We start from the raw sequence: 19824 nt of genomic DNA on the forward strand, positions 1-19824 counted from the left end.
GACCGGCCAGCAGGCCGGCGACGACGAGGCCACCGGAGACCGCGGGAACGGCCCACCGGCTGCGGGTAGCGGCGGAAGGGTGCACGGCTTCTCCTCAGAACGCGGCGGGCACGGCGCGGTAGCCGGCGTCGGCGACCTCGGCGACGAGGTCGCCGACGGGGACCCGCTGCGGGTCGTGGTCGACCTCGATCCGCCCGGAGGCGAACCGGACGGTCGCCGCGCTCACGCCGTCGAGGCGCAGCAGCCGCTTCTCGATCGTCGCCACGCAGGAGGGGCAGGAGAAGCCCTCCGCGCGCAGGACGGTGTGGGTCGGGGTGGTGGGTACTGCGGTCATCTCAGCTGCCTCCCGGCGGGACGGACGGCCCCGGTCGGGGCCGGACCCCGCACGGTCGCGGGGCACGTCCGGGACGCTAGGAGCTCGCCGGAGCACCGACCATGACGTGCGTCAGGTTGCGGCAGAACGGCCCTAGGCTGGCGCCGATGGCACGCCGACACGCCCCGCTGCGCCGGGTATGCGCCGAGCCGCACGCCTGCCCGCTGCCGCTGCGGCTCGAGGTGCTCGCCCACGTGCCCGTGCTCGCCGGCCTGACCCGTGGTGAGCTCGCCGGAGTCGACCGGCGGATGAAGAGCCTCGCCTGGGGGCAGGGCGAGGCCCTCTACCGGGCCGGGGAGCCGGCCGAGTACCTGTTCGTGCTCGCCGAGGGCCGGGTCAAGGTGACCCAGCCCACTGCGTCCGGCGCGGAGGTGGTCACCGACGTCCTCGTCCCCGGTGACCTGTTCGGCTCGCTGACCGTGCACGGCGAGGCCCGCTACCCCGAGTCCGCGGTGGCACTGACGACGGTGTGCGCGCTGCGGATCGGGCCGGCGGCCTTCCGGCAAGTGCTCACCGAGCACCCGGCGGTCGCCCTGCAGGTGCTGGACGACGTCGCCGTCCGGCTCGAGCGCAGCCGCACCTCCACGAGCCGGTCCGCGTCGGGCACGGTCACCGAACGGGTCGCCGCGACCCTGCTCCGGCTCGCCGACCGGGTGGGTCAGCGACGCACCGACGGCGGGACGCTGCTGCAGCTGCCGCTCACCCGCGCCGACCTGGCCGGGATGACGGGGTCGACCCCGGAGTCGGTGTCGCGGGTGATGAGCCGACTGGTCGCCGACGGTGTCGTGGAGACCGGGCGTCGGTGGACGGCGGTGCTGGACCGTGACCGGCTGGAGGAGCTCAGCGGAACGCGGAGTGCCCGGTGAGGGCCTGCCCGACGACGAGGGTGTGCACCTCGGAGGTGCCCTCGTAGGTCAGCACCGACTCCAGGTTGCTGGCGTGCCGCATCACCGGGTAGTCCAGGGTGATGCCGTTGGCGCCCAGCAGGGTCCGGGCCTCCCGGGCGACCGCGAGGGCCTCCCGCACGTTGTTGAGCTTGCCGACGCTGACCTGCTCGGGGCGCAGCCGGCCGGCGTCCTTCAACCGCCCGAGGTGCAGTGCCAGCAGCATCGACGTGCCGAGGGCCACGGTCATGTCGGCGAGCTTGCGCTGGGTCAGCTGGTAGCCGGCCAGCGGACGGTCGAACACCTCCCGCTCCGCGGTGTACGCCAGGGCGGTCTCCACGCAGTCGCGGGCCGCGCCGACCGCGCCGAAGACGATCCCGAACCGGGCCTCGGTGAGGCAGCCCAGCGGTCCGGCCAGGCCCCGGGCGCCGGGCAGCTCGGCGCCGGCGGGCAGCCGCACGCCGTCCAGGGCCAGCTCGGCGGTCACCGAGGCGCGCAGGGAGAGCTTGCGCGGCACCGGGGTCGCGGTGAAGCCGGGGGTTTTCGTGGGGACGACGAACCCGCGGACACCGTCCTCGGTGCGGGCCCACACCACGGCGACGTCGGCGACGGAGCCGTTGGTGATCCACGCCTTCGTGCCGTCGAGCACCCAGTCGGGGCCGTCCCGCCGGGCCCGGGTCCGCATCCCGCCGGGGTCGGACCCGTGGTCCGGCTCGGTGAGGCCGAAGCAGCCGATCGCCTCGCCCGCGGCCATCCGCGGCAGCCACTCCTGCTTGTGCTCCTCGCTGCCGTAGGCGTGCAGCGCGTACATCGCCAGCGACCCCTGGACGCTGACCAGCGAGCGGACGCCGGAGTCGGCGGCCTCCAGCTCGAGGCAGGCCAGGCCGTACTCGACGGCGCTGGTGCCGGCGCACCCGTAGCCCTGCAGGTGCATCCCGAGCAGGCCGAGACCGCCCATCTCCCGGGCCAGCTCGCGGACCGGCAGGTCGCCCGCGGCGAACCAGTCGGCCACGTGGGGCCGGACCCGGTCGCCGCAGAACCGGCGCACGGTCCGCTGGACGTCCCGCTCCTGCTCGGTCAGCAGCGAGTCGACGTCGAGCAGGTCGAGCGGGGCGACCGGCCGGGGTCGCGGCGACTGGGGTCGGGTCGACTGGGGTCGGGTCGGCTGGGTCACGGGGCCTCCCGGGGACGGCTGTGCGGCGCAGGTTAGCCGCCGGCGCCGCCGGCAGGGTGACCGTGCTGCCGATCAGGCGCCGACGAGTGACATCCTGACGCGGTGAGCGTGCGGGACGGAGGGGTCCGGTGGACGGCGTCCTGAGCGACGTCGGGATGGTCGTGCTGTTCATCCTCGTCGGCGGCTTCTTCGCGGCGAGCGAGATCGCCCTGGTGTCGCTGCGCAGCACCCAGCTGGAGCGCCTCGCCGAGCGGGGGGCTGCCGGCGCGCGGGCCGGGCGGCTCGCGGCCGACGCGAACCGGTTCCTGTCGACCGTGCAGATCGGGGTCACCTTGGCGGGGTTCTTCTCCGCCTCCTACGGCGCGGTCACGCTCGCCCCCTACCTGGCCCCCGTCCTCGTGGACTGGGGGCTCGGCCAGGAGGCGGCCGACACGGTGGCGTTCATCGTCATCACCGTCGCGATCGCCTACCTGTCGCTGGTCTTCGGCGAGCTGGCACCCAAACGCCTTGCGCTGCAACGGCCCGAGGGCCTGTCCCTCGTCGTCGCCATCCCCCTGGACCTGCTGGCGACCGTGCTGCGCCCGGTGATCTGGCTGCTGTCCCGGTCCACGGACGTCGTCGTCCGGCTGCTCGGCGGTGACCCGACGGCCCAGCGGGAGGAGATCAGCGAGGAGGAGCTGGCGGTGCTGCTGCGCGGCCACCAGTCGCTGACCGTGCACGAGCGCCGGATCCTCGGCGACGTGCTGGAGGCCGGTGACCGGCACGTCCGGGAGGTGATGCTGCCGCGGACCGAGGTGGAGTTCCTGCGCGCCGACCTGCCGTTGGCCGAGGCGGTCGAGACGTGCCGGGGGCGGCCGTACTCCCGCTACCCCGTGATCGGGACGACCCCGGACGACGTCCGCGGCTTCGTCCACGTGCGGGACCTGTTCGACCCAGCCACGACCGCCGGCGCCCAGGTCGTCGGTGACGTCGTGCGGGAGGTGCCGCTGCTGCCCGAGTCCATGCACGCGCTGGTGGCGCTGGCCCGGATGCGTGCCTCGGGCACGCACCTGGCCGTCGTGGTCGACGAGTACGGCGGGACGGCGGGGATCGTCACCCTCGAGGACCTCATCGAGGAGCTCGTCGGGGACATCCGCGACGAGTACGACCTGGTCCCGGAGGTGCCGCCGCCGGCGCCGGTGGGCGCCCGGACGCTGGACGGGCTCACCCGGGTCGACGAGGTCCACGAGACGGTGCCGGGCCTGCGTCTGCCGGACGGCGACTACGACACCGTCGGCGGGTTCGTCATGGACCGGCTCGGGCGCGTGCCCCGCCTCGGGGACCGGGTGACGGCGGACGGGCACGAGCTCGAGGTGGTCGAGATGGACGGCTACCGGGTCGCCCGCGTGCTGGTCCGACCGGTCTCCCGGCCCGACTGAGGTCTGCGGGTCAGCGACCGCGGCGCGGGCCGCCGGCCCGGGAGACGTCGACCGCCGTCCGCGCCCGGCCGCCGGAGCGGCGGGAGCGGCTGCGGGTGCCGGACGGCCCGGCCACCGGCACCGGTGCCACTGCGGGCTCGATGTGCGCCGCGCGGTCGCCGACCAGGCGGCGCAGCACCGGCGCCCCGGCCGAGGCCGGGGAGTGCTCGGCGGTGATCCCGGCCTGACGCATCAGGGTGCGGACGTCGCCGCGCTGCTCGGTGAGCATCACGGTGACGACCGTCCCGCCGGCCCCGGCGCGCGCCGTCCGGCCGGAGCGGTGCAGGTAGGCCTTGTGCTCGACCGGCGGGTCGACGTGCACGACGAGCTCGACGTCGTCCACGTGGATGCCGCGGGCGGCGATGTCGGTGGCGACGAGCACCCGCACCGCCCCGTCGGAGAACGCCGCCAGGTTCCGCTCCCGGGCGTTCTGGGAGAGGTTGCCGTGCAGGTCGACGGCGGGGATGCCGGCCGCGGTGAGCTGCTTGGCCAGCTTCTTCGCGGCGTGCTTGGTGCGGGTGAACAGCAGCCGGCGGCCGGTGCCGGCGGCCAGCTCGTGGACGACGTCCCGCTTGTCGCCCGGACCGTCCACCGCCAGGACGTGGTGGGTCATGCCGGCGACCGGAGAGGACGCCGAGTCGACCGAGTGCGTCACCGGGTCGCGCATGTAGCGGCGGACCAGCACGTCGACGCCGTTGTCCAGGGTGGCGGAGAACAGCAGCCGCTGGATGCCCGCCGGGGTCGCGTCGAGGATCCGCTTGACCCCGGGCAGGAAGCCGAGGTCGGCCATGTGGTCGGCCTCGTCCAGGACGGTGACCTCGACGGCGTCCAGGGCGATGTGCCGCTGGCCCATCAGGTCCTCCAGCCGGCCCGGCGTGGCGATGACGATGTCCACGCCGGCGCGCAAGGCGGTGACCTGACGGTGCTGGGAGACCCCGCCGAACACGGTGGTCACCGACAGCCCGGCGACCGCGGCGAGCGGCTCGAGGACGGCGGTGATCTGGTTGACGAGCTCGCGGGTGGGCGCCAGGACGAGCCCGCGGGGGTGGCCGGGGCGGGTGCGCCGGCCCCCGGCGGTGAGCCGGGTGAGGAGCGGCAGGGCGAAGGCGAGGGTCTTGCCGCTGCCGGTGCGGCCGCGGCCCAGGACGTCACGGCCGCGCAGGGAGTCCGGCAGGGTCGCGGCCTGGATCGGGAACGGGGCGGTGATGCCCTGGGCGGTGAGGATGGCCGCCAGGGCCGCCGGGACGCCGAGGGCGGTGAAGCCGTCGGCCCCGGCGGGAGCGGCGGCTGGAGCAGTGCGGGTGCTGCGAGGGGACGTGCGAACAGGGGACAGCGTGCTGCTGGTCAAGGGGAGGTGCCTTCCGGGCAGAGGGTCGGGGCGCCGCGCAACGGGCACGGACACGGCCGGTGAGGGCGGGTGCCGGGCGGGAGCTCCACGACGGGCGGGTGCGCCGGGTCGGCGCTGCCTCGCAGGTCCCAGTATGCCCTACCCCAGACCAACCGGCGTCCGCCCCCCTGGTGCCACGCGATCTCTGGAGGCTTTCCGTGGTCTCAAGTGGCCGTGAGACCACGGAAAGCCTCCAGAGATCGAGGGGACGTCAGGGGGTGGTCAGGGTGGGGGTGGTGATGTCGGCTCCGTAGCCGTCGCCGCGCTGGGCGAGCGAGGTGACCCAGAGCATCCAGTACCGGTGGGCGCCGGCGTCCGCGGCGGACAGCTCGTTGGTCCCGGCGACGGTCGTCGTCTCGGCCACCGGTGTCATCCCCTCAGCGGCCCCGGACGGCGGAGCGTCACCGGCGAGCAGGGCGACGGCCACCCCCGCGGAGGCACTGTCGAACGTCACCGTGCCGACCTCGCGGGGTTCGCCGAGGTCGACGAGCAGGCCGACGCCGGGCTTGAGCCGGCCGAAGTCGGCGGTGGTGTACGTCTGGGTGCTCCACGCGCCGCCGCCCTCGTCCTGGAAGCCGCTGCCGCCGACCGGGTCGTAGCTGGTCACCGAGACGGGCTCGATCGCGACGGGCTCCTGGGTCGGTTCGTCGGTGATGGTGACGACCGGGGTGCCGCCGGCCGGCCCACCGAGCCGGCCGAGCAGGACCCCGGCCCCGGCCCCGAGCACGGCGGCCAGGACCAGGCTGAGCAGGACGACGGCAAGACCGGGCCCGCCTCGACCGTCGGGGACCGCGGGGACGCCATCGACCGGGGTGACAGGACCGGAGGTGGACACGGACGTCAGTCCACCACACCCGGGCCGGGCGCCCTACGCTCCCAGGATGGCCAGGTACCTCGAGGTGCACCCCCAGGACCCGCAGCCGCACGCGATCGCCACGGTCGTCAGGATGCTGCGCGACGACGCCCTCATCGCCTACCCGACGGACTCCGGCTACGCCCTGGGCTGCGTGCTGGGCAGCCCGACCGGCGCGGAGCGGATCCGGCGGATCCGCGGCCTCGACGACGGGCACCACTTCACCCTGCTGTGCGCAAACTTCGGGCAGCTGGGCCAGCTGGTGCACCTGAGCAACACCGCGTTCCGGTCGGTGAAGGCGGCGACCCCCGGGCCGTACACGTTCATCCTCCCGGCGACCAAGGAGGTCCCGCGCCGACTCGCGCACCCGCGCAAGCGGACCGTCGGTGTGCGCATCCCGGACCACCCGGTGACGACGGCCCTGCTCCGCGAGCTCGGGGAGCCGCTGATGTCGAGCACGTTGATCCTGCCTGGGGAGCAGGAGCCGATGACGGACGGCTGGGAGATCAAGGAGACGCTGGACAGCGCGGTCGACGTCGTCCTGGACTGCGGTGACAGCCGCCCCGGACCCACCACCGTCGTCGACTGGTCCGGCCCGGAGCCGGAGGTCGTGCGGGTCGGGGTCGGCGACCCCTCCCGCTTCAGCTGAGGTCAGTGCACCTCGGTGAGCGTGCCGTCGGTCACCGAGTAGACGAAGCCGCGCACCTGCTCCTTGTGCGGGATGAAGGGGTTGGCGGTGATCCGCCTGAGTGACTGCCGCACGTCCTCGGCGGGGTCCTGGAAGGCCTCAGCGGCCCAGGGCGGACGGATGCCGGTGTCGGCCTCGACCTGCGCCTTGAAGCCGTCGTCCGTGAAAGTCAGCATTCCGCAGTCGGTGTGGTGGATGAGGATGATCTCGCGTGTCCCGAGGAGACGCTGGCTGATCGCAAGGGACCGGATCACGTCCTCGGTGACGACCCCACCGGCGTTGCGGATCACGTGGGCGTCGCCCTCCGCCAGTCCGAGCAGGCCGTACGGGTTGAGGCGGGCGTCCATGCAGGCGACGACGGCGACCTGCCGACCTGGCGGCATGGGCAGATGGCCCAGGTCGAAGGAGGCGGCGTAGGCCTCGGCGTTCCGCAGAAGCTCATCGGTCATGCTCATGGCGGTGCTCCTCACCGGGCTCGCACGGAACTCTTCGGGCCGCGGAGCGACAGCCCCACGGAGCCACGAGATTCGCAGAGGAGCCCGGCGTCGACAAGGGCTCGACAGGGGCTGGACGACACGACCGCGGCGGCGCAGACTGGTCGGGTCGGACGACCCGTCCCCAGGGGGTGCCTCGTGGCCCACATCCTCGATGTCGCGGACGCACTCGACGTCCCGGACGCGCTACCCGTCCTGTCCCGCGGCAAGCACCGCAGACCGCGGCACGGCGGGTGCTTCATGGAGATCGCCTCCTTCCTGGCCGGGGAGCGGTGGAGCGACCACCCGGCCTGTACCCACCCGTTGCTCGCGGCGCTGGCCCGGCACGTCAACGACGTCACCGGGGACGACGCCCGCCCCCGTCTGGCGCCGCTGATCCCGTCGGTGATCGGCGTGGTCGGGGACGACCCGCGGCTGGACGTCGAGCTGGCCCGGCTGGCGGCCGTGCGGGCGCTGCCGGTGACCTCCGAGGAGCGTCAGCACGTGCTCGCCCTCGCGCTGCTCGCCACCGAGGCCGTCGACCGGTTGCTCGACGGCGGGCCGCCGGACGACGAGATCCGTTCCCCCGAGGTCCGGGCCGTGCTCCGGCTGGCGCCCGGGGCGGAGGCGTGGGCGCGGGACTTCCGGCGGCGGGTCGGCGGCCGGGTGCCGGTCTCGGTGCGGACCTTCCGCCGGTTCACCGCACCCAACACGGTCCGGCACGCGGTCGAGGGGATCGCGACGTCGTGCACCCACGACCCGGAGCGGATGCTCTACGACCTGCTCGTCGACGCGATCGCGGTGAGCCGGGAGGTGCTCGGGCGCGGGACCGTGCAGGCGCCGTCGGCCGAGCAGTGGGACGCCGCCTGCCGGCTCGTCGGGACGGCGCCGGGGCCGCGCGGCTGACCCGCTCGTAGCGGCGGCTCAGCCGATCGGCCGGCGCAGGCCGCTGGCCCGTCGCACCGGCCGCTCGACGGCGGCGGTGACCGCGGCCGCGGTCCCGACGACCCGGACCCGTTCGCGGGCCCGGGTGACGGCGGTGTACAGGAGCTCACGGGTCAGCAGCGGTGAGGTCGCCGGCGGCAGCAGCAGCGACACGGCGCCGAACTGGCTGCCCTGCCCCCGGTGCACGGTCATCGCGTGCACGGTCTGCACGGCCGGCAGGCGGTGCGGGCGCACCAGCAGCGGGGCCTCGGGGGTGCCGAAGACGGCGACCACCCCGCCGGGCGCGGCGACGACGACACCCGTGTCGCCGTTGTACAGCCCGCTGTCGCGGTCGTTGGCGGTGACGAGCAGTGGCCGCCCGGGGTACCAGGGGCCGTGGGCCCCGCCCGGGTCGGGCCCGGTCTCCTCGGCGACCCAGGCCTCCACCTCGGCGGCCCAGTGCGCGACGCCGGCCGGGCCGCGGCGGTGAGCGAGCAGCAGCCGGTGCCGCTCCAGGGCGGCGAGCGCAGCGGGGACGTCTCCGCGGCGGGCGGCCCGGACCAGCTCGGTGCCCGCGGCCACCGCGTCGGCCCGCACCCCGGCGACGTCCGCGGCGGTGGGCCGCTCGGTGGTGACCTCGACGAAGGACACGGCGTCCCTGCCGGTGCGCAGCAGGTGGAGGACCTCCTCCGCGCGCCCGTGCCGGACGGCGCCAGCGAGCTCGGCGATGACGGAGCCGTGCCGGTGCACCCGTTCCAGCCGGACGACGCCGTTGCCGAGCGCGGTCCGGTCCGCCGGGTGCTGGGGGACGTCGTCCGGGACGGCGGTGGCGAGCAGTGCGGGCAGGGTCCCGGCGACCGGGGGGCGGGCCACGAGGTCGCCGAGGACGGCGCCAGCCTCGACCGAGGCGAGCTGGTCGGGGTCCCCGACGAGCACGACCCTCGCCTGGGGTCGCAGCGCCTCGAGCAGCCTGGCCATGAGCGGCAGGGACACCATCGAGGTCTCGTCGACGACCACGACGTCGTGCGGCAGGTGGTGGCCGCGGTGGTGGACGAACCGGGTGCTGGTCCCGGGCCGCCAGCCGAGCAGGCGGTGCAGGGTGGACGCGGTGAGACCGCCGAGCCGGTCGGCCGTCTGCCCGCCGACGACGCCGGTGCTGCGCAAGTCGGCCACCTCGGCCCGGACGGCTTCCTGCAGCCGGGCCGCGGCCTTGCCGGTCGGCGCGGCCAGGGCGATCCGCAGTCCCGGTCCGGCGACGTCGTCGAGGGCGGCCAGGAGCCGGGCGACGGTGGTGGTCTTGCCGGTGCCCGGTCCGCCGGTGAGCACGGTGAGCGGGCTCAGGACGGCGCAGGCGGTGGCGAGCCGTTGGCGGGCGTCCTGCGGCCGGGGGAAGACCCGCCGGGCGGCGTGCCCGGCGCGCAGCGGGTCGACCCCGGTCGGGCCGGTGCCCTGACCGGACCCGGCAGTGCCCTGGCCGGACCCGGCGGTGAGCCGGCCGTCCACGTGCCGGCGGACGAGCTGCTCGTCGCGCCAGTACCGGTCCAGGTACATCCGCCCGTCGACCCACCGGACCGGGCGCTCCGGTGACCCGTCGGGGCCGACCGCGACCAGCGGGCTGGCGGCGATGGCGGCGCGCCACTGCTCCGGGTGGGGCCAGGGCAGCGCACCGAGCGGCTCGGCGTCCTCCGCCTCGGGGACGGCGAGCGCGTCGAGGTCGTCGAGGTCCAGGCACACGGACCCGGACCGCAGCGCCCGGACGGTGAGCGCGACGGCGAGCAGCACCCGTTCGTCGTCCTCGCCGGTGAGCCGGCCGAGCCGGCGGGCGACGTGGACGTCGGGGGCGGCGACGACGCCGGCCCGGTTGATCTCGGCGATCAGCGGCGGGGCGTGCACCGCGATGCGGGGGTCGCTGCCGGCGGCGGCTTCCGGCGGGCTCACCGGGTGCCGTCCAGGAGGGTGGACAGGCCGGTGACGACCGTGGTCGGGGGACGCCACGCCAGCACCCCGCAGGGGCTGCCGTCGACGACCGGGGTGGCCGGTCCGGCCATCCCGCGCACGAACAGGTACAGGCCGCCGCCGAGGTGGCGGTCGGGGTGGTAGCCGGGGACCCGCCAGCGCAGGTAGCGGTGCAGGGCGACGGTGTAGAGCAGCAGTTGCAGCGGGTAGTGGGAGCGCATCATCGCCTCGGCCATCGCCGCCGGCCGATAGTGCCCGAGGGTGAGCGGCTCGTCGGGGGCGGCGAGGTGGTTGGTCTTGTAGTCCACGACGACGTACCGCCGGTTCTCGGGCGGCCCGACCCGCAGCACGACGTCGATAGAGCCGGTGAGGTAGCCGAGCAGCCGGGCGCTGCCGAGGCCGTCGTCGAGCATCCGGTCGGGGTAGGCGGCGAACAGGTCGTCGGCGGGCAGCTCGCGGCGCAGCAGGTCCGCGACGTCGGCCAGGGCCCCGGCCACCCGACCGGCCGTTGCGGCGTCCCCGCCGCCTATCGGCAGACCGGCGTCCCCGCCGCCCAGCGGCAGCTCGAACTCCAGCTCCGCCAGCCGGTCGCGAGCCGGGACGTCGGCCAGCGTCAGCCCGTCGAGCGTCGGGCCGAGCGGCGTGGCGAGGACCGGTTCAAGAGCGGCGGCCAGGACCTCGGGAGCGACGCCCACGGTCCGCGCCGACCCGGACTCGGCGCAGCGACGGGCCAGCTCGGCGGCCGGGTCGCCGGCCTCCGGGTCGACGTGCTCGAGCACCTCGTGGACGACGGTCCCGAACGCCGCTCCCCCGGGCAGGTCGGCCATCGGGGAGGGCTGCGCCAACGGGTCGTCCCCGGCGGGCTCGCCGGCTACCTCCCCGGTCGCCTCCCCGGTTCCCGTGGCAGTGGCCGCACCGCCCCGGACGGCGATGTCGGTCTCGTCCTGGACGCCGGTGGTCTCCGGCTCGCTGGTCACCCCGGGCGCGGTGGCGTGCGCGGCTGCGGTGAGGCCGGTGTACGACGTCCGGCGCCAGGTCTGGTCGAGGACCCGGCCGAGGCGGCCCACGGACAGCTCCGCGCCGGTGGGCTCGGCCGCCGGCCAGTGCAGCCGGGCGGGGGCGGCGTCGACCAGCTCGTGCACGACGGTCCCCTGCGAGCCCGCGGCGAGCCCCGCCAGCCGGGTGGCGACCGCGTCGTCGGCGAGGCGGGCGGCGGTGACCCGTTCGGGCGGCTGGGCACCGGGCGGGTGCCCGCCGAGCAGCAGCCGGGTCAGCGGCCCGCAGGCGGTGTTCCGCTGCGTCGGGCACCACCACAGGACGACCTGGGAGCGGGCCCGGGTCAGCGCGACGTAGAGCAGGCGCAGGTCCTCGCCGCGCTCCTCGGCCCGGTGGCGGGCGACGGCCTCGTCGTGGCCGGGGTCGGTGGAGCCGCCGACGGACAGCACCCGCTCGCCGCGCTCGTCGTGGTAGCGCAGCACCCCGGGCGGGCGACCGTCGTGGCGGTCCCAGGCGAACGGCACGTAGACGACGGGGAACTCCAGGCCCTTGGCCGAGTGCACGGTGACGACCTGGACGGCGGCGGCGTCGGTCTCCAGCCGCCGGCTGCGCTCCTCGGCGTAGTCGGCGTCGGCCTCCTGGGTGCGCCGGCGCAGCCACTCAGTGAGCGCGGAGGTCCCGAGCCCGTGCTCGAGGGCAGCGGCGTGCAGCACCTGCCCGATGTGGCGCAGGTCGGTGAGCACGCGCTCACCGGTGTCCGTGCGCAGCAGCCGCTCGGCCAGCCCGTCGGCTGCGGCCGCCTCGAGCAGGGCGGCGACCCCGCGGGTGGCGAGCAGCCGGCTCCAGCGGCGCAGGGTGTCGGCGAGGGCGTCGCGCTCGTCGTCCCCGGCGGTGGCCAGCCGGGCGGCGTCCCAGCCGAGGAAGGGGGTGAGGGCGGCCGCGGCCACCAGCCCGGAGCGCCCGGGCTGCTCGAGGGCGGCGAGCAGGGTGGTCCAGGCCCGGGCGGCCGGGGTGTCGAAGACGCTGGCCTGGCCGGACACGACGGCGGGGACGCCGCAGGCGACGAGCTCGTCGCGGACCTGGGCGGCCTCCTTGTTGGTCCGGGTGAGCACGGCGACGTCGGCGGGCCGCAGCGGGCGCCAGCCGTCGCCGTCCTGCACCCGGACGCCGCCCAGCTGGCGGACGACGTCGGCGGCGACGTCGGCGACGACGAGGTCGCGGGCCGACTGGACCCTGGGGCCGGCGGACGGCGAGCGGGGCCCGAACGCGGCCCGGGTCACCTGCCGGACCCGCAGCGGGGCGCCGCCGTCGAGCCGGCGGCCGGCGTGCTGGGCCTGCACCGGGTGGACGACGATCGCGTCGTCACCGAGGGCGGCGCCACCCAGGACGGCGTCCAGGGCGCGGGCCAGAGGGGCGTCGCTGCGCCAGCTGCGCCCGAGGGTGGCGACGTGGTGGGCCCGGGTCCGGGCGGCCAGGTAGGCGTGCACGTCGCCGCCGCGGAAGGCGTAGACGGCCTGCTTGGGGTCGCCGATGAGGACGAGGGTGCGGTGCCCGTGGAACGCGCGCTCGAGCACGGTCCACTGCACGGGGTCGGTGTCCTGGAACTCGTCGACCATCACCACCCGGTAGCGCGAGCGGACGCGTTCGGCGACGACGGGTCCGTGCTCGGGGTGCACGAGGGCGTCGCGCAGCAGGGTGAGCTGGTCGTCGTAGTCGAGCAGCCGACGGGCCCGTTTGCGGCGGGCGACCTCGGCGACGACGTCCCGGGCCAGGGCGTACCGGTGACCGGCCTGCGTGGCCGGGTCGGCGTCGGCGGGCTCGAGCCGCGCCTGCCGGTCCCCGGCCGCGGCGCGAGCGACCGCGCGGGCCTCCGAGACGCTGAGGACCGGGTCGGGGTCGTCGGCGTACCGCTGCAGGTACAGGTCGTCGACGACCTCGTCGACGAGGTCGGCGATGTCCGGCAGGAGCACCGCGTCACGGTCCATGTCCCCAGCGACCCCGAGGGAGAGCAGCATCTGGTGGCAGAAGCCGTGGGTGGTGGTGATGGTGGCGGCGTCGACGTCGGCGAGGGCCCGAGTGAGGCGGCTGCGGCGACGGTCGAGCTCGTCGTCGTCGACGTCGGCGAGCAACCGGATCAGCGGGTCGTCCGCGGTACGCGCGTCCACGGCTCGCAGGGCCCGTTCGGCGCTGACGAGCCGCTCCCGGACCCGGTCACGCAGCTCGCTGGTGGCGGCGCGACCGAAGGTGACGAGGAGCAGGTCGGCGAGGTCGGCGTGCCCCTCGGCGACGTAGCGGGTGGCGAGGGCGGCGATGGTGAAGGTCTTGCCGGTGCCGGCGCTGGCCTCGAGCACGGTGGTGCCGGTGGGCAGCGGTCCGCAGACGTCGAAGACGTCCGGTGGGGCGAGCAGGGAGGTCATGACGTCTCGGTCTCCTCGTGCGCCAGCAGCGGGTGCCACACCCGCCGGGCCAGGACGCCGAACCGGGTGGTCTCCTGCGGCCACCAGGCCTGCTCGGTGGGGTCGGGGACGCCGGCCAGGGCGCTCAGGGGCACGTCGTCGCCCCAGCACAACCGGTGGTGCTCGTCGGCCCGCTCGAACCCGTCGTGCCAGGTGCGGGCGGCGGCCTCCAGGGCGACCGGCTCGGTGTCGCCGCCGAGCCGGGCCCGGGCGTAGGAGGCGGCGGTGTCGACGGGCAGCGGCAGCGGCTGGCGGGCGGCCCGGGGGCGCAGCCGGACGAGCTCGTCGAGCCGCCGGGTCGCGGTGGCCTGGTCCAGTGGTGGCAGCAGCGCCGCGGTGGCCGTGGGCCGCCCGGTCGGGCCGCGTCCCACGGTGACAGCCCGCCACCCGCCGTCCGGGCGGGCGGCGCTGAGCGCGAGCAGCTGGACCCAGGCCCGCAGCCGGTGCTTGGCGCCGAGCCTGGAGTACACGGCGCGTACGACGGTGCGTTCGTGCACGCCGGTGACGCTGCCGGTGAGCCGGGTGCCGTCGGGCAGGTCGACGGCGACGTCGAGGACCTCGCCGTCACCCGGGTCGTCGCCGGTGTGCCGGCGGGTGAGGGCCAGGACCGGGGCGAGCTCGTCGAGGACCGTGTTGAGCACCGCCCGGCCCAGCGCCCGGGGCGGTACCTCTCCGCGGCGCCACTCCGCGGCCGCGGCCCGGTCGCGGGGCACGCCGGCGAGCGCGGCCTGGAGCAGCCGGTTGCCGACCGCCCACTTCTGCAGGGGGTCGACGGTGAGCGGCAGCCGGTCCTCGACGTCCGCCTCGTCCCCGGCCAAAGAGATGCCCAGCCGGTGACGCAGGAACCACTTGGCCGGGTGCTCGAGGAGGGCGACGAGGTCGTCGAGGTCGACCTCGGCGGGCGAGGGCTCGGCGGGCAGCGGCCCGGGCAGGAACGGCGGTGTCGGGGTGCGTCCGGCGCGGGCGGCGAGCGCGGCGCGGTGGGCGTGGACGTCGAAGCTGAACGGGCCCGGCCGGCGCAGGGCGCCGGGGGTGAAGGCCCGGTCGTCGACCGGCTGCAAGGGGTGCCGGACGACGACGTGGTCGCGGACGGGCCGGCCGTCACCGGCGGCGGCGGTCACGTCGAGGGCGTCGAGCAGCTCCCCGACCGGGACGGCGGGCGCCCGGACGGCTCCGGTGCGCTCGTCCGCGCCGGCGTACAGGACGACGAGGCGCTCCCCGGCCGCGGCCACCGCGTCGAGGAACAGCTGGCGGTCCTCGCTGCGCTGGTCCCGCTCCCCCAGGCACGGGTCGCGCAGCAGGACGTCGTCCCCGTCGGTACCGGTGCCGCGGGGGAACGCCCCGTCGTCCATGCCGAGCAGGCACACGACCCGGTGCGGGACGGCGCGCATGGGTTCCAGCGAGCACACCGTCAGGGCGCCGGTGCGGAACCCGGCGCGGGTGGGCCGGCCCTCGAGCCGGCCAGCGAGCAGGGCCCGCACGTCGGGCAGCCGCAGCGGCACCCCGTCGTGGGCCTGCCCGGCGCGTCGCACGTCGGCGAGCACGCGGCGGGCCTGCACGGCCTGCCAGGACTGGTCCGGCGGGACGTCGGTGAGCAGGTCCAGGGCCTGGTCGAGGTCGTCGAGCCAGTGGGCCAGCGGCCGGGTGCCGTCGAGGGCGGCCAGCACGGTGCCCAACCGGTCGACGAGCTCGGCCAGGCGTCCGGCGAGGTCGACGTCCGTGCTGTCGACGTCGTCCAACGGCAGCGCTGACCCGACGTAGCGGTGGTCCTCCTCGGCCATGGCGACACCGAGCAGCAGCCGGTCCAGGCCGGCGTCCCAGGTGCCCTGGCGCAGGACGCCGAGCCCGTACCGGGCGCGGCGCCGGGTGTCCTCGCCCCACCGGGTCCCGGTGGCGACCACCCAGCTGCGGACGCGGTCGAGGTCGTCGTCGCCGAGGGCGAACCGGCGCCGGACCGGTTCGCGGGCGGCGAGGTCGAGGACCTCCGAGGCGGTGACGCGCCCGTCGGCGAGACGCAGCAGGTCCTCGAGCACTCCGAGCACGGGGTTGGTGCGCCGCGGTGACCGGTCGGCCAGGCGGACCCGCAGCGTCTGGCCGGGGTGGACGACGTCCGGGCCGTCGTCGTCCCCGGCCAGGCCGAAGGTCGCGGTGACGAGCGGGGCGTAGGCCTCGACGTCCGGGCACATGACGAGGACGTCGCGCGGCTCCAGGGTGGGGTCGTCGGCGAGCAGGCCGACCAGTGCCTCGCGGAGCACCTCGACCTGGCGGGCCCGGCCGTGGCAGGCGTGGACCTCGACGCTGCGGTCCTGCGGGTCGAACGGCACCGGCGGGAAGGTGGCGTCGTCGTCCCGCAGCCGCTGCTGCAGGGCGCCGAGCAGGGTGGCCGGGGGCGCCGGGGCCGGGTGGTGCTCGTCTGTGTGCGGGACGGCCAGCGCGCCGAGTCGAACCTGGAGCTCGGCGGTGTCGCGGGCCATCGACGCGAGCAGCGGGTGGGCGGCCAGCGGCGGAAGCGCCCGGCGGCGCGGGCCCGGCGCCGACGCGGCGGCCACCTTCTCCCACAGCCGGGGGGACGGGTGCGGCAGCCACAGATGGACGTCGCGGTGCTCGGCCAGGGCGGCGAGGACGGCGAGGTGCTCGGCGGGCAGCCGGGTCGGCCCGAACACGCTGAGCCGGGCCGGCAGGTCCACCCGGTCGGGCTGGTCGCGCAGCAGAGCGACGGCGTCCTCGATCCGCTCGGCGGGACTGGGGACGCCGACCTCGCGGCGCACCCGCCGCCAGAGCTCGGGCTGCCACCGCAGGTCCGCCGGGACGGTGCCGCCGGCGCCGTCCCCGTCCCCGCCGTCGAGCCACTCGAGCACGAGCCCGGGTCGCTGCCGGTGGTAGGAGGCGAACAGGCCGGCCAGGTGCCGGGCGACGGCGAGACGGCGGCCGCGGCGCGGGCCGGTCGGGTCGTCGGGGCCAGCAGAGTCAGCCGCGTCGACAGCGTCGGCAGGGTCGGCGGGGTCGGCGGCATCAGCGGGGTCGGGGTCGACCGCGACGTCCAGGCCGAGGTGCCGGGTGAGCACCTCGCACCACGGCTCGCCCGCGGAGTGGTCGATCACCCGCAGCAGCGGCCAGAGGAGCCGGTCGGGGTGCCACGGGTCGTCGTCCGGGTCGACGTCGAGCACCCCCGCGAGCACCCCGGCCAGCACGGAGCCGACGAGCCGGGACGGGGAGGCGAAGTCGATGTTGGCGCACACCCCGGTCTCGCCGTCCGGGCCGGCGCCGAGGTGGTGGGACAGCCGCTGGGCCAGCCACCGCTCGACGCCCCGGGTGGGGACGGCCACGACGTCCGGGGTGAACGGGTCCTGCGGGGGCACGGCGAGCACCGCGGCGAGCGGTGCGACCAGCGCGTCCGCGCGTTCCGAGCGGTGCGTCCTCAGCACGTCGTCCCCTCCCCGTGACCTGTGGCCGGCTGGCCCCCGGCCGGTGCACCGGGCCGTGACGGCCACGGCTGGTGCGTCGCCAGCGACCCTAGAGGACCCCACCGACAACGCCCGGACGCCGCCACGCGAGGCCGGTCAGGCCCGCAGTGATCGGCGGTGCAGCACCCGGTAGCCGACGAGCAGGACCCCGTTGCTGAGCAGCAGCCACAGCGCCAGCAGCACGAGGGTCGCCAGCGAGCTCGCCCCGTAGCGCTCGGTGACGTCGGCGAACACCCGCAGGTACACCAGGTAGCCACCGGTGACGACGGCGATGAGGCCGGTCGTCGCCAGCGCCGCCACTGCGACGTCCCGCCAACGGGTGCCTTCCAGACGGAAGACGCCGAAGAGTGCGGCGACGACGAGGGCCAGGACGGCGAACGCGCCGACGGCGAGCAGCGCCGTCAGCAGCCACCCGGTGCCGAGTACACGGGGCGCCAGGTACAGCACGACGATGGTCGACAGGACGACGAGGGGCAGCACCGCGACGACGCCGAGTGCGGCGAGCCGGCCGCGCCAGCCGCGCAGCCGGCGCTCGGAGTCCGGCGCGACCTCGGTGAAGGCACGGGCCAGCGCCGAGCCGTAGGCCGTAGCGGGCCACAGGGCCGCGAGCACCGACACCCAGCCGGCCGTGGTGGCGACGTCGATGAGCCCCTGCAGGACGGTCCCGACCGGCAGCTCCTGGGGTGCCCGCTGGTCGAGGGTCGTCCCGAGCTGCTGGAGCTCGTCGTCCGAGACGAACGACCCGGCCACCCAGAAGGCGATGAGGACGGTCGGCGGCAACGAGATGAGGGCGTAGAACGCCAGGCCGGCGCTCGTCGTCGTCAGCTCCGGACCTACCAGGCGCTCTGCCCGGTCATGCGGCTCAGGCAACCACGGCGGCAACGGTGGTGCCGCTCGGGTGCAGCCACTCCCGCGCGGCGCTGCTGCGGTGTTCAGCGTGCAGGGCCGGCCAGGTGCTCGGCGAAGAACGCGTCGATGCGGCGCCACGCGTCGGCCGCCGCCGCCGGGTCGGGTCCCGCCCCGAGCACCCGCTTCAGCAGCGGCCGCAGCAACCAGGGGACGTCCTCATCGCTGTCGTTGAGGAACGAGTGACCGGCTGTCGGGTACTGCTTGACGTCGTGCGGGACGCCCGCTGCCGACAGGGCCGCCTCGAGTCTGGCCGGAGCCTTGCGCAGCGTGAGGTCCCGCCCGCCGTAGCTGGCAACGATCGGACAGGCTCCGGCGAGAGCCTCGTCCAGGTGGCGAGGCAGCTGACCGTAGTTGACCGATGCCACGTCGAAGCCCTTGCCGTCGGCGGCCATCAGCGCGAACCCGCCGCCCATGCAGAACCCGAGGACACCGATCCGACCCGTGCAGTCGGTGCGGGCGAGCAGCGCCTGACGGGCCACCTCGACGTCGACGAACGCGCGACCCTCGCCTCGGAGGATGTCAGCGAAGGTGGACCGCAGGCACTTGCGCGGGCCTCCCTCGACGAACAGGTCGGGCATCAGGACGAGAAACCCGGCGTCGGCCATGCGCTGCACCTGCCGCCGCATGGTTGGGGTGAGTCCGAACGCCTCGTGCACCATGACGACGCCCGGCCACGGGCCCGGGCCCTCGGGCACCCCGAGCACCCCGCGCAGGTGCGGGCTCACCCCCGGCGCGTCCGACGGCAGGTCGACGTCGAGAAGGGTGGAGCTGCTGGGCATGAAGGCCTCCGCTCGAAAGAGAGCGGGATCGTACAAGCCGACGGCCTGACGAGGGAACTCGTCGGGTCGCCGGCTCGGACGATTTGGGGCCTGACGGGCCCGACCACCGCTGCGGCGGCAGCGCTCTCCGGTTACATGGCCGTGTGGCCACCGTCGACGGCGAGAACCTGGCCCGTTATCCAGGAGGACTCGTCCGAGGCGAGGAACAGAGCCGCAGCCGCAATGTCCTCGGGCGTGCCAGGCCGCTTAAGCGGTTGGACCGAGAGCATCATCTGAATGAACGGGTCGTTGGACAGATCTGCTGTCTGCTTGGTGAATGGCACGAACCCCGGGGCCAGAGCATTGCAGCGGATGCCGTGCGTGCCATAGTCAACGGCGATGGAGCGAGTGAGTCCGATGACACCCGCCTTCGTCGCGGCATGCGGTCCGTGCGTGGGGATGCCGACCATGCCTGAGGTCGAGGCAGTATTGATGATGACTCCGGAGCCGCGCTCCTTCATGACCCGCAGAGCATACTTGCAACCGTAGTACACCTGCGTCAGCTCGAACCGGACCGTGAAGTCCCAGTCTTCGGTGGACAGATCTGCGATGGGCGCCATCCTGACAAGTCCGGCGTTGTTGTACATGACATCAAGTCGGCCGTGGACGTCGACAGTGTGTTGAACGAGCGTAGCCACCTGCTCCTCAGACGTGACGTCGACCTTGAAGAAGGACGCGTCTCCGCCGTCCTTGACGATGGCCTCGGCAGCTTCGCGCCCCCCTTCCTCGTCAAAGTCCGCGACGACCACGTGCGCACCTTCACGTGCAAAAAGTGATGCGGCCGCCCTCCCCTGGCCTGACGCCGCACCGGTAATAATCACAATTTTGTCAGACAGCCTGTCCATCCGTGTCTCCTTGAGTCCTGGTCCGCCATGAGATGACGCATCTGGCCATACTTGATTCCACCTTGGGCACCAGCGGCGAGGCCGTAGTCTTTCTGAGTGGCACCAGCCGCGGCAGGGACTAAGGTCCTGACACGTCTGGGCTCAGGCGGTCGTCGGACATCGCAGGT

General features: G+C 75.2%; 13 protein-coding genes and 2 pseudogenes. 4 read left to right on the forward strand and 11 right to left on the reverse strand.

The features are described 5' to 3' along the window. Nucleotides 1-94: 94 nt before the first annotated feature. On the reverse strand, nucleotides 95-334 hold the full coding sequence (locus HJG43_08035; protein UER54495.1) for a heavy-metal-associated domain-containing protein: 240 nt from the start codon (nucleotides 332-334) through the stop codon (nucleotides 95-97). 146 nt (nucleotides 335-480) lie between these two features. On the opposite strand from HJG43_08035, the gene HJG43_08040 reads away from it, so the two are divergent. Further along, nucleotides 481-1239, forward strand: coding sequence for a Crp/Fnr family transcriptional regulator (locus HJG43_08040; protein UER54496.1), 759 nt, complete (start codon nucleotides 481-483; stop codon nucleotides 1237-1239). Here the strand turns inward: HJG43_08040 and HJG43_08045 are convergent. Beyond that, complete coding sequence (locus HJG43_08045) at nucleotides 1214-2431, reverse strand: acyl-CoA dehydrogenase (protein ID UER54497.1); 1218 nt, start codon at nucleotides 2429-2431, stop codon at nucleotides 1214-1216. The two genes, HJG43_08040 and HJG43_08045, sit on opposite strands and share 26 nt — an antisense overlap. A gap of 128 nt (nucleotides 2432-2559) precedes the next feature. Here HJG43_08045 and HJG43_08050 point away from each other — a divergent pair. Next, nucleotides 2560-3828 (forward strand): annotated as a pseudogene (locus HJG43_08050) (HlyC/CorC family transporter). Here HJG43_08050 and HJG43_08055 read toward each other — a convergent pair. Continuing rightward, nucleotides 3716-5290 (reverse strand): annotated as a pseudogene (locus HJG43_08055) (DEAD/DEAH box helicase). The pseudogenes HJG43_08050 and HJG43_08055 overlap by 113 nt on opposite strands. Before the next feature lie 196 nt (nucleotides 5291-5486). Then, complete coding sequence (locus HJG43_08060) at nucleotides 5487-6110, reverse strand: hypothetical protein (protein ID UER54498.1); 624 nt, start codon at nucleotides 6108-6110, stop codon at nucleotides 5487-5489. Nucleotides 6111-6156: 46 nt separating this feature from the next. On the opposite strand from HJG43_08060, the gene HJG43_08065 reads away from it, so the two are divergent. Next, complete coding sequence (locus tag HJG43_08065; GenBank protein ID UER54499.1) at nucleotides 6157-6777, forward strand: threonylcarbamoyl-AMP synthase; 621 nt, start codon at nucleotides 6157-6159, stop codon at nucleotides 6775-6777. Nucleotides 6778-6779: 2 nt separating this feature from the next. On the opposite strand, the gene HJG43_08070 is transcribed toward HJG43_08065, so the two are convergent. Next, nucleotides 6780-7271 carry a carbonic anhydrase gene (locus HJG43_08070; GenBank protein UER54500.1) on the reverse strand — a complete coding sequence of 164 codons (492 nt, stop codon included), beginning with the start codon at nucleotides 7269-7271 and terminating at the stop codon, nucleotides 6780-6782. A 177-nt stretch (nucleotides 7272-7448) separates the two neighbouring features. On the opposite strand from HJG43_08070, the gene HJG43_08075 reads away from it, so the two are divergent. After that, on the forward strand, nucleotides 7449-8195 hold the full coding sequence (locus tag HJG43_08075; GenBank protein UER54501.1) for a hypothetical protein: 747 nt from the start codon (nucleotides 7449-7451) through the stop codon (nucleotides 8193-8195). 18 nt (nucleotides 8196-8213) lie between these two features. On the opposite strand, the gene recD is transcribed toward HJG43_08075, so the two are convergent. The 6 genes from recD to HJG43_08105 form a co-directional block, all read right to left on the reverse strand. After that, nucleotides 8214-10151 carry an exodeoxyribonuclease V subunit alpha gene (gene recD / locus HJG43_08080; GenBank protein ID UER54502.1) on the reverse strand — a complete coding sequence of 646 codons (1938 nt, stop codon included), beginning with the start codon at nucleotides 10149-10151 and terminating at the stop codon, nucleotides 8214-8216. Continuing rightward, nucleotides 10148-13582, reverse strand: coding sequence for a UvrD-helicase domain-containing protein (locus HJG43_08085; protein ID UER54503.1), 3435 nt, complete (start codon nucleotides 13580-13582; stop codon nucleotides 10148-10150). Before HJG43_08085 ends, recD begins: the two co-directional genes overlap by 4 nt. After that, on the reverse strand, nucleotides 13579-17046 hold the full coding sequence (recC, locus tag HJG43_08090; GenBank protein ID UER54504.1) for an exodeoxyribonuclease V subunit gamma: 3468 nt from the start codon (nucleotides 17044-17046) through the stop codon (nucleotides 13579-13581). Before recC ends, HJG43_08085 begins: the two co-directional genes overlap by 4 nt. Before the next feature lie 135 nt (nucleotides 17047-17181). Further along, nucleotides 17182-17955: a hypothetical protein gene (locus HJG43_08095; protein ID UER54505.1), complete on the reverse strand. Its 774-nt coding sequence runs from the start codon at nucleotides 17953-17955 to the stop codon at nucleotides 17182-17184. Between the two features lie 62 nt (nucleotides 17956-18017). Next, on the reverse strand, nucleotides 18018-18773 hold the full coding sequence (locus HJG43_08100; GenBank protein ID UER54506.1) for a dienelactone hydrolase family protein: 756 nt from the start codon (nucleotides 18771-18773) through the stop codon (nucleotides 18018-18020). 131 nt (nucleotides 18774-18904) lie between these two features. Further along, nucleotides 18905-19657, reverse strand: coding sequence for an SDR family oxidoreductase (locus tag HJG43_08105; GenBank protein UER54507.1), 753 nt, complete (start codon nucleotides 19655-19657; stop codon nucleotides 18905-18907). Nucleotides 19658-19824 lie beyond the last annotated feature (167 nt).

Source organism: Kineosporiaceae bacterium SCSIO 59966 (assembly GCA_020881835.1).
GTDB lineage: Bacteria > Actinomycetota > Actinomycetes > Actinomycetales > SCSIO-59966 > SCSIO-59966.

What these genes read in the sequence shown, in the direction of transcription:
- HJG43_08035 (UER54495.1), bottom strand. Translation starts at nt 334, where the DNA reads ATGACCGCAGTACCCACCACCCCGACCCACACCGTCCTGCGCGCGGAG.
- HJG43_08040 (UER54496.1), top strand. Translation starts at nt 481, where the DNA reads ATGGCACGCCGACACGCCCCGCTGCGCCGGGTATGCGCCGAGCCGCAC.
- HJG43_08065 (UER54499.1), top strand. Translation starts at nt 6,157, where the DNA reads ATGGCCAGGTACCTCGAGGTGCACCCCCAGGACCCGCAGCCGCACGCG.
- HJG43_08070 (UER54500.1), bottom strand. Translation starts at nt 7,271, where the DNA reads ATGAGCATGACCGATGAGCTTCTGCGGAACGCCGAGGCCTACGCCGCC.
- HJG43_08085 (UER54503.1), bottom strand. Translation starts at nt 13,582, where the DNA reads ATGACCTCCCTGCTCGCCCCACCGGACGTCTTCGACGTCTGCGGACCG.
- HJG43_08100 (UER54506.1), bottom strand. Translation starts at nt 18,773, where the DNA reads ATGCCCAGCAGCTCCACCCTTCTCGACGTCGACCTGCCGTCGGACGCG.
- HJG43_08105 (UER54507.1), bottom strand. Translation starts at nt 19,657, where the DNA reads ATGGACAGGCTGTCTGACAAAATTGTGATTATTACCGGTGCGGCGTCA.